At 61.4% G+C, this 12,158-nt stretch carries 15 protein-coding genes and 1 pseudogene; 11 read left to right on the forward strand and 5 right to left on the reverse strand.

From position 1 onward, the window contains the following. Positions 1–58: 58 nt before the first annotated feature. The 7 genes and pseudogenes from AC2FNY_RS02910 to AC2FNY_RS02940 all read left to right on the forward strand — a co-directional run. Positions 59–913 (forward strand): SDR family oxidoreductase, encoded by an 855-nt coding sequence (locus tag AC2FNY_RS02910; protein ID WP_496801571.1) that lies wholly within the window; start codon positions 59–61, stop codon positions 911–913. Between the two features lie 177 nt (positions 914–1,090). Next, positions 1,091–1,492 carry a hypothetical protein gene (locus AC2FNY_RS02915; protein WP_496801572.1) on the forward strand — a complete coding sequence of 134 codons (402 nt, stop codon included), beginning with the start codon at positions 1,091–1,093 and terminating at the stop codon, positions 1,490–1,492. Next, on the forward strand, positions 1,477–1,992 hold the full coding sequence (locus AC2FNY_RS02920; protein WP_496801573.1) for a DoxX family protein: 516 nt from the start codon (positions 1,477–1,479) through the stop codon (positions 1,990–1,992). Before AC2FNY_RS02915 ends, AC2FNY_RS02920 begins: the two co-directional genes overlap by 16 nt. Positions 1,993–2,021: 29 nt before the next feature. Further along, complete coding sequence (locus AC2FNY_RS02925) at positions 2,022–2,711, forward strand: hypothetical protein (RefSeq protein WP_496801574.1); 690 nt, start codon at positions 2,022–2,024, stop codon at positions 2,709–2,711. Next, positions 2,708–3,631: a serine hydrolase domain-containing protein gene (locus AC2FNY_RS02930; protein ID WP_496801575.1), complete on the forward strand. Its 924-nt coding sequence runs from the start codon at positions 2,708–2,710 to the stop codon at positions 3,629–3,631. Before AC2FNY_RS02925 ends, AC2FNY_RS02930 begins: the two co-directional genes overlap by 4 nt. 106 nt (positions 3,632–3,737) lie before the next feature. Next, positions 3,738–4,079: a hypothetical protein gene (locus AC2FNY_RS02935; RefSeq protein WP_496801576.1), complete on the forward strand. Its 342-nt coding sequence runs from the start codon at positions 3,738–3,740 to the stop codon at positions 4,077–4,079. Then, a pseudogene (locus AC2FNY_RS02940) lies at positions 4,070–4,738 on the forward strand (alpha/beta fold hydrolase); the annotation flags it as partial. The gene AC2FNY_RS02935 and the pseudogene AC2FNY_RS02940, both read left to right, overlap by 10 nt. A gap of 282 nt (positions 4,739–5,020) precedes the next feature. On the opposite strand, the gene rpsI reads toward AC2FNY_RS02940, so the two are convergent. The 3 genes from rpsI to AC2FNY_RS02955 all read right to left on the reverse strand — a co-directional run bounded on the left by rpsI (position 5,021) and on the right by AC2FNY_RS02955 (position 7,535). Next, complete coding sequence (rpsI, locus tag AC2FNY_RS02945; protein ID WP_234136480.1) at positions 5,021–5,503, reverse strand: 30S ribosomal protein S9; 483 nt, start codon at positions 5,501–5,503, stop codon at positions 5,021–5,023. A 5-nt stretch (positions 5,504–5,508) separates the two neighbouring features. Then, positions 5,509–5,967 (reverse strand): 50S ribosomal protein L13, encoded by a 459-nt coding sequence (rplM, locus tag AC2FNY_RS02950; protein ID WP_496801577.1) that lies wholly within the window; start codon positions 5,965–5,967, stop codon positions 5,509–5,511. A gap of 164 nt (positions 5,968–6,131) precedes the next feature. Further along, positions 6,132–7,535, reverse strand: a complete 1,404-nt coding sequence (locus AC2FNY_RS02955) for an aminotransferase-like domain-containing protein (RefSeq protein ID WP_234175903.1) — start codon at positions 7,533–7,535, stop codon at positions 6,132–6,134. 101 nt (positions 7,536–7,636) lie between these two features. On the opposite strand from AC2FNY_RS02955, the gene AC2FNY_RS02960 reads away from it, so the two are divergent. Further along, complete coding sequence (locus AC2FNY_RS02960; RefSeq protein ID WP_496801578.1) at positions 7,637–7,864, forward strand: DUF1127 domain-containing protein; 228 nt, start codon at positions 7,637–7,639, stop codon at positions 7,862–7,864. A 68-nt stretch (positions 7,865–7,932) separates the two neighbouring features. Here AC2FNY_RS02960 and AC2FNY_RS02965 read toward each other — a convergent pair whose 3' ends face one another. Further along, positions 7,933–8,376: a PaaI family thioesterase gene (locus tag AC2FNY_RS02965; RefSeq protein WP_234136477.1), complete on the reverse strand. Its 444-nt coding sequence runs from the start codon at positions 8,374–8,376 to the stop codon at positions 7,933–7,935. A gap of 58 nt (positions 8,377–8,434) precedes the next feature. Here AC2FNY_RS02965 and AC2FNY_RS02970 point away from each other — a divergent pair, with 58 nt between their 5' ends. The 3 genes from AC2FNY_RS02970 (at position 8,435) to gluQRS (ending at position 11,759) form a co-directional block, all read left to right on the forward strand. Further along, positions 8,435–9,220 (forward strand): enoyl-CoA hydratase, encoded by a 786-nt coding sequence (locus tag AC2FNY_RS02970; protein WP_234170926.1) that lies wholly within the window; start codon positions 8,435–8,437, stop codon positions 9,218–9,220. Between the two features lie 321 nt (positions 9,221–9,541). After that, the gene (gene trmFO, locus AC2FNY_RS02975; RefSeq protein ID WP_496801579.1) at positions 9,542–10,891 is read left to right on the forward strand and encodes a methylenetetrahydrofolate--tRNA-(uracil(54)-C(5))-methyltransferase (FADH(2)-oxidizing) TrmFO; all 1,350 of its coding nucleotides are present in this window, start codon (positions 9,542–9,544) and stop codon (positions 10,889–10,891) included. Between the two features lie 28 nt (positions 10,892–10,919). Next, positions 10,920–11,759, forward strand: a complete 840-nt coding sequence (gluQRS, locus tag AC2FNY_RS02980; RefSeq protein ID WP_496801580.1) for a tRNA glutamyl-Q(34) synthetase GluQRS — start codon at positions 10,920–10,922, stop codon at positions 11,757–11,759. A 3-nt stretch (positions 11,760–11,762) separates the two neighbouring features. Here the strand turns inward: gluQRS and hisI are convergent, their stop codons facing one another. Next, positions 11,763–12,122: a phosphoribosyl-AMP cyclohydrolase gene (hisI, locus tag AC2FNY_RS02985; RefSeq protein ID WP_234145059.1), complete on the reverse strand. Its 360-nt coding sequence runs from the start codon at positions 12,120–12,122 to the stop codon at positions 11,763–11,765. Positions 12,123–12,158: the final 36 nt, after the last annotated feature.

Here is a 12,158-nt window from a genome sequence, read left to right on the forward strand (position 1 = left end):
CAGATGCACCTGACTATGTCGCTGGTCCGTGGGGTACGTTGATCCGGCGGCCAAGCAAATGAAACACGTGATGATTGCCGGTGCGACCGGCTACCTTGGCCAGTTCCTTTGCGCCGAATACAAGTGGCGGGGGTGGCAGGTGTCTGCTCTTGTCCGGTCTGCAAACGCTGATGCGCCATTGGCCGCTGACAACATCGTGACAGCGGAAGCGACCAAACCTGACACCTTGAAATGCGTTATGAAAGGCGTCGATCTTGTCGTCTCTGCCCTGGGGATCACCCGACAAACCGATGGCCTGAGCTATTGGGACGTGGATTATCAAGCCAACCTCAACCTGCTGCGAGAGGCCTTGGCCAGTGACGTCAAACACTTCGCTTACGTCCATGTGTTGAATGCGGATCGTATGGCCGGTGTGCCTCTCGTCGCGGCGAAATCAGCCTTTGTCCGCGCCCTGCAGGCTGCGGACCTCGACAGCACGATCATCGCGCCATCCGGGTATTTCTCGGATATGGAGGACTTCCTGAGTATGGCGCGCAAAGGGCGGGTTTGGTTGTTCGGCGACGGGCAGCTTAAGATCAACCCGATCCATGGCGCCGACCTTGCCTCAGCGATTTTTGAAGCTGTGGACCGCAAAGAGGCGTGGCTGGACGTTGGCGGACCGGATGTGCTGACCCACTGCGAACTCGCGAAACTCAGCTTCGACACACTGGGCGCACAGAACCGGGTCACGTTCCTACCCGATATCTTTCGGCGGATCGCACTGTGGCTGCTCCCCCGGTTTGCACCACACCATGTCGCTGGCCCCGCACAGTTCTTTCTGACGGCGTTCGGCATGAATATGGCTGGCAACCCTGTAGGGACCCGCCATCTGGCTGATCACTTTCGAGACCTTACGTCTCGTCATGCCAAATGAAAGGAGGCGAGGATGAAACTCTTTCGTGCACCTGCCAATTTGCTTCTTCCAATCATCGGTACAGCTTCCCTCTAGCCAAATACGGCAGCGGCTCACGTCCGTTGGTTTGTTGAAGGCGGCGATGCTGCACCGGCGGTTCCCTTCACGCTGTCTGATCCTGCCGTCTGGATTTGGGCATTGGTCGCAATTGCACTCGTGGCGACGGCAATTGTGCTGGACTGCAAGCTCTTTGCCTTGGCGGTTCCAAATACGAAAGTCCGGCATGATGTGATGGAACTGATGCGGATTCTGACGGGCATGTCGCTCTTGCTGACCGCCTACGACGGCAGTCTGATTGCGCCCCACCTACAAGGTGTTGGCAATTTTGGTTTGGCGCTGGTCCTGCTGCAAGCCAGGATCGGCCTCCTGCTTCTGAGCAATCACGCCTTGCAGCACGCAGCCCTTCTGCTGTTGCTCCTGTTTCTGGGAATGTCGGTTCACTTTGGTTTCGGCCTGACTATTGAATACGTCAACATCGTCGGGATGCGCTGTTCATCTTGTTCAACGCTATGCCGGACTCCGCAATGCGCGACCGGCTAAAGCCGTATTCCGTTGATGTCTTGCGGATTTTCACGGGGCTGTCGCTGATCATTCTCGGGGTCGCGGAAAAGCTGCATCCAGCAGCGCTGGGGCAGGCCTTCATCGCGGATTACGCATGGAATTTCATGCCACTGCTGGGCTTTGACTGGTTCGATGACCGCCCGTTCGTCCTGTCTGCCGGTGTGATGGAAGTCGTGTTCGGCACGATCCTTGTGCTTGGTGTCGTGACCCGTCTGAACATCCTTGCGGTGGCTGTTTTGATGCTGGCGTCCAACATCGTGTTCCTGATCGAGGGCCGAAAGGAAGAAGCAATGGTGGAACTGATCGGCCACCTGCCCATCATTGCAACCGCTTTGATCCTCCTTGTCTTAGGCTCCGGCCAACGGTTGAAGGTGACGCCACGACAGCAGACCATCTCGCCCGTCAGCGCTTACCGCAATGTGGGGGAACGGGCATGCGCAGAGCGCAGACCGAGCTGTCCCCATCAAATCGATTGCTAACCAACCATCAGAAACGAACGGATAGAACGATGACTCTTCAAAAGACTGGCGGTTTTGCCGCTTTGATATGTGCCGCAACCTACCTGTTCGGGTTTGCTTTTCTTGTCACCACGCTCGCGCCACTCGGCTTTGGCACCAGCAACATTGACGGCCCAGCGGTTGTGGCCTTCATACAAGGCCAGCCGGGCTTCCTGATCCTCTGGAATACAGTGATCTACATCATCAACGCCATTGCCCTAGCGCTCCTCGTCACAGCGTTGCATGGGCGATTGAAGTCCGCTGGGCCTGACCTCGCCATGCTCACACTGGTGCTCGGCATCATCTGGGCCACACTTGTGATCGGCGCAGGCATGATCGGCAACGTCGCGGTCGAACGCGCGGCCCAATTGGCCCAAACCGACTTCACCCAAGCCGTGCAAGTCTGGCTGACGCTGCACGCGGTCGAGCTTGGTCTCGGCGGCGGGAATGAGATTGCGGGTGGTGTCTGGATCGGCTGCGTCTCACTCGCTGGCTTACTGGGGCGTGGTCTCGGGCGGATCGCTGTTGGCCTTGGCCTTCTGACGGCTGTTGGCGGTCTGTTAACACTGATCCCCGCCATTGGCGACGTGGCCGGTGCCGTCTTTGGGCTGGGTGCCATCGCATGGTTCATCGCGGTTGGGTGCTTTTTGCTGTTCAGCCGCTCGGCCACGCCACTCCCGCAAGGCGGGCAAGTCGCATGACTGGCGTGGCACCTTCCCTCCAGCGCCTGCTCGAAAAAGAGCGGGCGCGAACCAACGCTCATTCGCTCTTGTTGCGGGTTGAGACCGGCGATGGCCACGTGATCTTTGACGGCAGCGCGGGGGACGCGGCGCCGGGCGTGCGCTTCTCGATTGCAAGCATAAGCAAGACGTTCACCGCCGCCCTGACCCTCAAACTTGCTGACCTTGGCCTGCTTGATCTCGACCAGACAGTTCAAAGCGCTTTGCCGCGCCACGACCTGTCGGATCTGCATGTGATTAAGGGCGCGCCCCACGGGCCGGCCCTGACGATCCGCCATTTACTGTTCCAGACCTCGGGTCTGGCTGATTACTTCAAAGGCGGCGTAGAGGCCGATATGATCCAAAACAAGGATCGGGCGATCGACTTGGCAATGGTTTTTGAGATGGCCCGATCTCTGCCGCCGATGGCAGCCCCGGACAGCGGGAAGGCCCATTACTCCGACACGAATTTCCAGCTGCTTGGGGCGGTGTTGGAGGCGGTTTCCTGCAAACCCTTTGCCACGCTTTTGCAGGCTTACATTTGTGAACCGTTGGGCTTGCGTCAAACCACAACATTCGATGCACAGAACCCACCTCTGCCGCTCTTCCAAAAATTACAGCAACTGACTTTGCCAAAGTCATTGGCGAGCATGGACCCGGATGGTGGCCTTGTATCGACGCCCGAAGAGTTGATCGGTTTTTCGCGCGGGTTTCTTGGCGGTCGCCTGTTTGATCCCGCCTGGTTGGATGAGGTCCGGAACTGGAAACCTGTGTTTTTCCCGCTCCAGTACGGCGGCGGTCTGATGCGCTTTCAACTGCCGCGCTGGATGACCCTGTGGCGGCCGACACCGGAGCTCATCGGGCATCTGGAAGTTCAGGGTCGTTCGCCTTCTACGCGCTAGAGCGGGACATCTATCTGGCAGGGACATTCAACCAAACTGACCTGCCGCGCCGCCCGGTGGGGTTCATGCTCAAAGTCCTTCGGACTATCGAAAAGGCGGGCGTGACATGATCAGGCGCGCCCTCAAAATGTTCGGCATCCTGACCGCCGCCTGCATCGCTCTCGTCGTCTTGCTGTTTTTCGGAACACGTGGGACCTACGTGGTCGCACCTCTTGTGACACAGGATGACGGACTAACATCCGCCATGGTCGCCGGCGTCAAACTGCATCTGCGTCAGATCGACGGCCCTGCTGGCGCACCAACGATCATCGTTTTGCATGGCGGGCCGGGCGGTGACTTCCGGTTACTCCTTGCGCTCAGCGCCCTCACTGAAACGTACAATGTCGTCTTTTCGATCAGCGGGGGGCCGGTCTTTCGGAACGTGTTCCGGCCGAACAACTCACGCTAAGTGACTACATCAGCGAACTGAATGGCGTGAAGCGACTGGTTTCTCCGAACGCGCCAGTTACGCTGATCGGGCATTCATGGGGAGCGATGTTGGCCACAGCCTATCTTGGTCAACACCCGGAGCATGTGACGGCAGCAGTTCTTATTGAGCCGGGATATCTGGACAGAGCAGGCAAGTCAGCTCGGGACGAGGTCGCAAGCCGCTACATGTCTGGCACAGGGTATTGGGCCGAGGCGGTTATGACTGGATTTCGTGCGCAACACGTGGATGGACCAGATCCGGCGGCGGCAGACGACTTCCTCGTTGGTCACATGGTGGGGGTGTTCACCGATCACCCTGAAAATCCCTACCATTGCGGAGACGGCTACGATGCTCCCGGCTGGCGGTTCGGTGCAATGGCAAGCCGGGCCTGGTCGGATACCCCGGATGCCGTTGTTGATCGTCTGGCTGCCAAGGTGCGCCGCTTTGACGGGCCGGTGCTGTTGCTCACCGGGGAATGCAACGATTGGCTCGGCCCGCTGCAGAAAACCCATCTACAACTCTTCGCGAATGGCAGTTCTCAGATCATCCCCAACGCTGGTCACGATGTGATCTGGGACAACCCGGAAGCCACACTGGACGTGATCCGCCGTTTTCTGGATTTAGGAAAACCGGAGTGAGTCTGATGATGAAACGGATGTACTCAATAGGGTTTGACAAGAGTGAGGCCTTATGTTGCCGCACGGTGCAAAGGATCGCGCAATTGCCGCGAACTTCATGCTGCGTGCGCACGCAGCATGAAAAGTGAGTTCACAGGATGGGCTCAAACCAGACCTATGCTGCAAAGAGATCAAAGACCGGTCTCGGCTGTTTCATGGGTCTGCAAAGCCACTAACCTCCACATCCCACAACAAAAAAAGGCCGCGCAATGCGCGGCCTTTTCCATGTTCTGGGTCCGAAACTTAGCGCTTCGAGAACTGGAACGAACGGCGGGCTTTGCGCTTGCCGTATTTCTTACGCTCGACCACGCGGCTGTCGCGGGTCAGGAAGCCGGCGGCCTTGAGCGCGCCACGCAGCGAGGGATCGTAGAGTTGCAGCGCCTTCGAGATGCCGTGCTTGACCGCGCCGGCCTGACCGGTCAGGCCGCCGCCCTTGACGGTTGCCATCACGTCGAACTGGCCTTCGACACCGGCCACCTGGAACGGCTGGCGCAGGATCAGCTGCAGAACGGGGCGCGCGAAATAGGCGTCCTGGTCCTTGCCATTGACGACGACCTTGCCCGAACCCGGCTTGATCCAGACACGGGCGACCGCGTCTTTCCGCTTGCCGGTGGCATAGGAGCGGCCCAGCTCGTCGCGAACGGGTTCGCGCGGCTCGTCTGCGGCCACGGTTTCGAGGCCTGCGACGGCGCTCAGCTCTTCGAGAGTGTTGATCTGATCAGCCATCGGTTTCAGCTCCGGGTGTTTTTCTTGTTCATGGACTTGACGTCCAGAACTTCGGGGGCCTGGGCTTCATGCGGGTGCTCGGTCCCGGCATAGATACGCAGGTTGGTCATCTGCTGACGCGACAGGCGGTTGCCCGGCAGCATGCGCTTGACGGCCTGATAGACCACGCGCTCGGGGTGTGCCCCCTCGAGGATCTGCTGCTTGGTCCGCGACTTGATGCCGCCCGGGTGGCCGGTGTGCCAGTAGAAGTGCTCTTCGCGCTTCTTGCCGGTCATCTGGATCTTGTCGGCATTGATGACGATGACGTTGTCGCCCATGTCCATATGCGGGGTGAACGAGGCCTTGTGCTTGCCACGCAGGCGCATGGCGACGATCGAGGCGAGGCGGCCCAGAACGACACCCTCGGCGTCGATCAGGATCCACTTCTTGTCGATGTCTGCAGGAGTTGCAGAGAAGGTTTTCATGGCAGGATGGTCCTGTTTGATGTGAAAGACCGGCCGCAACGACCGGTCCTAATCCGATGGGCGGTTTCTAAGGAGATGTATGGGGCGGGTCAAGAGCATGTTGCGCGATTTAATTAAGCGAAAACAATCGTTTGCAAAATAGGTATTATTTTACCCCAAGAAAATCAGACACTGATCTGCTCGGGCGGGTTATCCAGCAGCGCGCGCAACCGCATCATCGCGGCCTCGAACCGCTCCAGCGAGACATGGGCGTTCATCGCGATGCGCACCGCATTGGGCGCGCGCCCGTCGCGCAGGGCAAACTCGTCGGCCGAACGCACCTGCACCCCTGCCCGCTCGGCGGCGCGGGTAAAAGCGGCCGAGCGCCAGCCCGATGGCAGCCGCAACCAGACAAAAGGCACTGCCGAATCCCAGACCAGGTCGAACCCGCCCAGCGTGTTGACCGTGACGCGCACATATTCAGCCATGCGCTGCTGGACCGCGCGGGCCAGATCGCGGGCGCGCGGATCGCTCAGCATCAGCCGGGTCAGTTCCGCCAGCGGTTGGGCCAGGCCGAAATAGCCATATTCGGCCGAGCGGCGCAGCCCCGCGCTCTGCCCTTCGGGGGCAATGGCGAACCCCACCCGCAGCGCCGGGGTCAGCGTCTTTGAGATGGACGAGACATGCCAGCCCCGCTCGGGCGCCAACGCCCGATAGCTGGGCGCCTGAGGCTCTCCCATCCGGTAACAATCGTCCTCGATGATTTGCAGGTCATGCTTTCGGGCGACCTCGACCACCTCCTTGCGGCGCTCCAGCGGCGAGCGGCAGCCGGTCGGGTTCTGCACCTCGGGTGAGACGCAGATCGCCTGCGCCGGGGTCTGGCGCGCAGCCAGGTCCAGCGACATCGGGTCAATGCCCCATTTGTCCATCCGCACCCCGATCACGTCGGCCCGCATCAGCTCGGCTGCGCGCCGGAACCCGGCATAGGACAGGTCCTCGACCAGAACCACCGGTTTGGGCCCCTTGAACACGGTCTGGAACACCACGCACAGCCCGCTTTGTCCGCCATGGGTCAGCACGATATCATCCGCCGTCAGCGGCCCCAGCGGCAGATCGGACATCCAGTCCGCCACCGCCTGGCGCACCCCGGCATAGGCATCGCGGGTGGGATAGTTCAGGAACATCGCCGGATCACCCTGCGCCACCTTTTGCAGGCATTCCCGGATCAGCGCCACCTGCCCCATATCGGCCAGGCGCGGGCTGAACAGGCTGACATTGTTGTCGTTCCGCTCATCCAGAAGATAGAGCTGCCGCGACCAGACATCATCCAGCACCGGACGTTTGGGCGGCGCCACAAAGGTGCCGCGCCCCACTTCGGCATTCAACAACCCCTCGTCGGTCAGGATCGTATAGGCCCGCGCCACGGTTCCGGGGGTAATGCCCAGTTTATAGGCAAGCTCCCGCACCGGCGGCAGTTTCACCCCAACCTCCAGGTCCTTGGCATCAATCGCTTTTCGGATGACGTCGGCAACCAGCGTGTACTTGGCGCCTTTGGCCTGCGGCAAGGAGTCGGGCCAAATTGTACCCATTACAATCTTTCCTTTGATCTTGGGACAATTTCGAATGTATCAAGCACATGTACCAAGTAAATTCAACTTGTGTCAATACAATTTTTGAAAGGACCCATGTCATGACCCGCATGATGCATTCGCCCGCTCTGATGCTGCTGAACGCCAGCCCCCGGCTGCCGCTGATCGCCGCTCTTGCCGTGCGTTTCGCCGCGACCGTGACCAAATGGGAACAACGTCGGCGAACCCGTCTCAATCTGGGCAAGGTCGACGATCACCTGCTGCGCGATGTGGGCCTGACCCGACAGGCCGCCCGCGACGAGGCCGCCCGCCGCTTCTGGCAGGGCTGAGACGGAATCCCCAGTCCCTTCATTGGGACCTCTTCACTGGCCGGGGCTTGCCCCGGCCTTTTTTCGTCTCACCCGAACTGCGCGGCAGCGGACCCCTGCGGCGGGATCGAATAGGTCATGCTGGCCCGCGCCACGGGCTTGTCGGAGCCTTCGGAGAACATAAGGATATCCCCCACCGCCAGTGACCGGCCCAGTTTCAGCAGGCGACATTGCGCGATCATCTGGGTATTGCCCTCGGGCTTGCGCATGAAATCCATCGAACAGCTGGTGGTCACTGCCAGCGCCTGCCGCCCCAGCCGCGCCAGCACCATCGCATAGACGCAGACATCGGCCAGCGCGAACATCGACGGCCCCGAGATGGTCCCGCCCGGACGCAAATGCCGCTCGGCGGTCAACAGCCGCATGGTGATCGTGTCCTCGGTCAGGTCGTCGATGGCGAAATCCTCGCGCACCTGCGGGAATACCTCGGTCAGGTATTGCGACAATTCCTCCCGGTTCAGTGCCAACGCCATGCTTTCCCTCCTCGTCTCCTGCGCCTAGAGTTGCCCCGAGTTTGGCAGGGAGGGCAAGATGGCAATTCTGGAACGTCGCGACACGGGGGCGGTTGCCCATCTGACCATGAACGCGCCCGAGCGCCTGAACGCGCTCAGCGACGAGATGCTGGCGGCGCTTCAGGCCGAGTTCGACGCGCTGCGCGACGACGCGGGCATCCGCGCGGTGATCCTGTCCGGCGCGGGCAAGGCGTTTTGCGCGGGCCACGACCTGAAACAGATGACCGCCGGGCGTCAGGCCGAGGATGGCGGCAAGGCCTATTTCAAGGATCTATTCGACCGCTGCGCCCGGATGATGATGACCATCCAGTCGCTGCCCCAGCCGGTGATCGCCCAGGCCCATGGCATCGCCACTGCTGCCGGCTGCCAGTTGGTCGCGACCTGCGACATGGCCGTCGCCGCCGAGGGCACCCGGTTCGGGGTCAATGGCGTCAATATCGGCCTGTTCTGCTCGACCCCGATGGTCGCACTCAGCCGCAATATCCCGCGCAAGCAGGCGTTCGAGATGTTGACCACCGGTCAATTCATCGAGGCCAGCCGGGCCGCAGACCTGGGGCTGGTCAACCGGGTGGTGCCCGCCGCCGATCTCGAGGCCGAAACCCGCGCCCTGGCCGATACCGTGGCGGGCAAGCTGGGCGCGGCAGTGCGGATCGGCAAGGAGGCATTTTATCGCCAACAGCTTCTGCCGCTGGACCAGGCCTATGCCTATACCGGTGAGGTGATGGTGGAAAACATGCTCTATCGCGACACCGCCGAGGGCATCGCCGCCTTTATCGAGAAGCGCGACCCCGATTGGCGCCAGTAATCGGATCATCGCACCAATCCACGGGAATTGTTTCCAAATTTGCGCTTTCAATCGGGGCAACACTGTGGCAAAGGTGGGGCAAGGTAAATGCCTTGACGACTTTTGGGTCGCCGTGGGCGGAAGGTCCCTCCTAGCCGGCTCTCTCTCCGGCGTTGACATTCCCGCAGCGGCGACCCCAAAAATCTCCCCTCTCTGATCCGCCACAATTGCTGCGCTGGCCAAGCGTGTGACGTATTTTTCCGTTGACAGCGCCTTGGACAGGCGAAAGCGGGCCACACTCGATCATTGCACCATGCCGCGCCCTGCCCTATGTGGCAGATCATGACAGACAGATTGCATATCGTGGGCGGCGGCATGGCCGGATCCGAGGCCGCCTGGCAGGCGGCAGAACAGGGTATCGACGTGGTGATCCACGAGATGCGCCCCACCGTCGGCACCTTCGCGCATCAGACCGGCAACCTGGCCGAGATGGTCTGTTCGAACTCGTTCCGCTCGGACGATGACGAACAGAACGCCGTGGGCCTGCTGCACTGGGAGATGCGCGCGGCCGGTGGGCTGATCATGTCCGCCGCCGATGCCCACCGCCTGCCCGCCGGGGGTGCGCTGGCGGTGGATCGCGACCCGTTTGCAGAGACCGTGACCGCCCGGCTGCACGCCCATCCCCGCGTCTCGGTCACCGCCGAGGAAGTGACCGAACTGCCCCGTGACGGGCATTGGATCTTTGCCACCGGCCCGCTGACCTCGCCCGCGCTTGGCGCCGCCATCCAGGCCGAGACCGGAGCCGAGGCGCTGGCCTTTTTCGACGCCATCGCGCCCATCGTCTATGCCGAGACAATCGACATGTCGCGCGCCTGGATGCAGTCGCGCTATGACAAGGGCGAGACCGAGGAAGAGCGTACCGCCTATCTGAACTGCCCGATGGACCGCGACCAGTACGAGGCCTTCATCGACGCGTTGCTGGCCGCCGACAAGACCGAGTTTCACGAGGGCGAGACCGCGACCTATTTCGACGGCTGCCTGCCGATCGAGGTCATGGCCGAACGAGGCCGCGAAACCCTGCGCCACGGCCCGATGAAGCCGGTTGGCCTGACCAATCCGCACCAGCCCGACGTCAAAGCCTATGCGGTGGTGCAGCTGCGCCGCGACAATGCGCTGGGTACGCTCTATAATATCGTGGGCTTTCAGACCAAGATGAAATACGGCGCCCAAACCGCTGTTTTCAAGACAATTCCCGGCCTCGAAGAAGCCAGCTTTGCGCGTCTGGGCGGCATCCATCGCAACACCTTCCTGAATTCGCCGACCCTTCTGGATGCGCAGATGCGGCTGAAATCACGCCCCAATATCCGCTTTGCCGGGCAGATCACCGGGGTCGAGGGCTATGTGGAAAGTGCGGCCATGGGCCTTTTGGCCGGGCGGCTGGCCGCGGCCGAGATCCAGGGCCGCAACCTGCCCGAGGTGCCGCAAGACAGCGCCATGGGCGCGCTGATCCACCACATCACCGGCGGTGCCGAAGCGAAGACTTTTCAGCCGATGAACGTCAATTTCGGCCTGTTCCGCCCGGTCGACGGGCTGAAAGGCGGCCGCAGGGGCCGCAAAGACCGCTACAAAGCCTATACCGACCGCGCCAAGGAGGCCTGGTCCGCTTGGCTAACCGAGGCTGAGAATAAGTAAACATCATGCGCTTTCGAATTGAAAAGACATGACTTTTACCACCCGCTTTGCACCATCCCCCACCGGCCCGCTGCATCTGGGTCATGGCTATTCGGCAATCCTGGCCCATGACATGGCGCGCGCCGCTGGTGGCCGGTTCTTGTTGCGGATGGAGGATACCGACCTGCAACGCAGCAAACCGGAATGGGATGCGCAGATCATTGACGACCTGACCTGGCTGGGCCTCACCTGGGACGGACCCGTCCTGCGCCAGTCGGAGCAGCTTTCCTCATACGATTTTGCCCTGCGCGCGCTTGCCGATCTGGGCCTGCTCTATCCCTGCTCGTGCAGCCGCAGCCAGATACAGGCCGCGCTGGCCGCCCCGCAAGAGGGCGTCACGCATGAGGTTTATCCCGGCCTCTGCAAACACCGCCCGATGGCAAGCCGACAGGACGGCGACGCGCTGCGCCTGCATCTGGACCGGGCGCTGGCATTGTTTGACGGCGCCTATCCACAATTCACCGAAACCGGCCCCCGACATGCCGGGACCCATCGGATCGATCCCAAACAGGCCATGGCCCGGATCGGCGATGTCGTCCTGTCCCGCAAGGGCGAGGATATTGTCGCCTATTTCCTCGCCTCGGCGCTGGATGATGTGGCGCAAGGCATCACCCATGTGATCCGGGGCGAGGACCTGTTCGACTTCACCGCGATTCAGGTAATCCTGCTGGCGCTTCTCGACCTGCCGATCCCGATCTACCACCACCATCGCCTGATCCGCGACGACAACGGCAAACGGCTGGCCAAGCGCGACGATGCCCGCGCCATCGCGAAATACCGGGCCGAGGGCGCCAGCCCCGCCGAGATCCGCACCATGGTCGGGCTCTGAGCCTCAGACCATCGGCGTCATCAGTTCGACCTCTTCGCCCTCACGAACAGCGGTATAGAAACAGCTGCGCCGGTTGGTGTGACAGGCCGGGCCGGTCTGGCGCACCGTGACCAGCACGCAATCGCGATCGCAATCGACGCGGAAATCCACCAGTTCCTGCACATGGCCCGAGCTTTCGCCCTTGACCCAGAAGCTTTGCCGCGAGCGCGACCAATAGGTCACCCGCCCGCTTTCCAGCGTGCGCGCCACGGCCTGGGCATTCATCCACGCCATCATCAGAACCTCACCCGTGGCGGCATCCTGCGCGATGGCCGGAATCAGCCCAGCAGCGTCATACTTTAGTGTCGAAGGGTCGAAGGACATGGCCAAAAACCTTTTGCATCCGGATTTTCGCCCACT

This window comes from Ruegeria sp. BHSC223 (assembly GCF_059613025.1).

Bases quoted from the DNA above. Each gene is read 5' to 3' on its own strand.
- AC2FNY_RS02970 (WP_234170926.1), top strand. From the start codon at position 8,435: ATGGCAATTCTGGAACGTCGCGACACGGGGGCGGTTGCCCATCTGACC.
- gluQRS (WP_496801580.1), top strand. From the start codon at position 10,920: ATGACTTTTACCACCCGCTTTGCACCATCCCCCACCGGCCCGCTGCAT.
- AC2FNY_RS02920 (WP_496801573.1), top strand. From the start codon at position 1,477: ATGCGCGACCGGCTAAAGCCGTATTCCGTTGATGTCTTGCGGATTTTC.
- AC2FNY_RS02910 (WP_496801571.1), top strand. From the start codon at position 59: ATGAAACACGTGATGATTGCCGGTGCGACCGGCTACCTTGGCCAGTTC.
- trmFO (WP_496801579.1), top strand. From the start codon at position 9,542: ATGACAGACAGATTGCATATCGTGGGCGGCGGCATGGCCGGATCCGAG.
- AC2FNY_RS02955 (WP_234175903.1), bottom strand. From the start codon at position 7,535: ATGGGTACAATTTGGCCCGACTCCTTGCCGCAGGCCAAAGGCGCCAAG.
- rplM (WP_496801577.1), bottom strand. From the start codon at position 5,967: ATGAAAACCTTCTCTGCAACTCCTGCAGACATCGACAAGAAGTGGATC.
- rpsI (WP_234136480.1), bottom strand. From the start codon at position 5,503: ATGGCTGATCAGATCAACACTCTCGAAGAGCTGAGCGCCGTCGCAGGC.
- hisI (WP_234145059.1), bottom strand. From the start codon at position 12,122: ATGTCCTTCGACCCTTCGACACTAAAGTATGACGCTGCTGGGCTGATT.
- AC2FNY_RS02925 (WP_496801574.1), top strand. From the start codon at position 2,022: ATGACTCTTCAAAAGACTGGCGGTTTTGCCGCTTTGATATGTGCCGCA.
- AC2FNY_RS02930 (WP_496801575.1), top strand. From the start codon at position 2,708: ATGACTGGCGTGGCACCTTCCCTCCAGCGCCTGCTCGAAAAAGAGCGG.
- AC2FNY_RS02965 (WP_234136477.1), bottom strand. From the start codon at position 8,376: ATGGCGTTGGCACTGAACCGGGAGGAATTGTCGCAATACCTGACCGAG.
- AC2FNY_RS02960 (WP_496801578.1), top strand. From the start codon at position 7,637: ATGACCCGCATGATGCATTCGCCCGCTCTGATGCTGCTGAACGCCAGC.
- AC2FNY_RS02935 (WP_496801576.1), top strand. From the start codon at position 3,738: ATGATCAGGCGCGCCCTCAAAATGTTCGGCATCCTGACCGCCGCCTGC.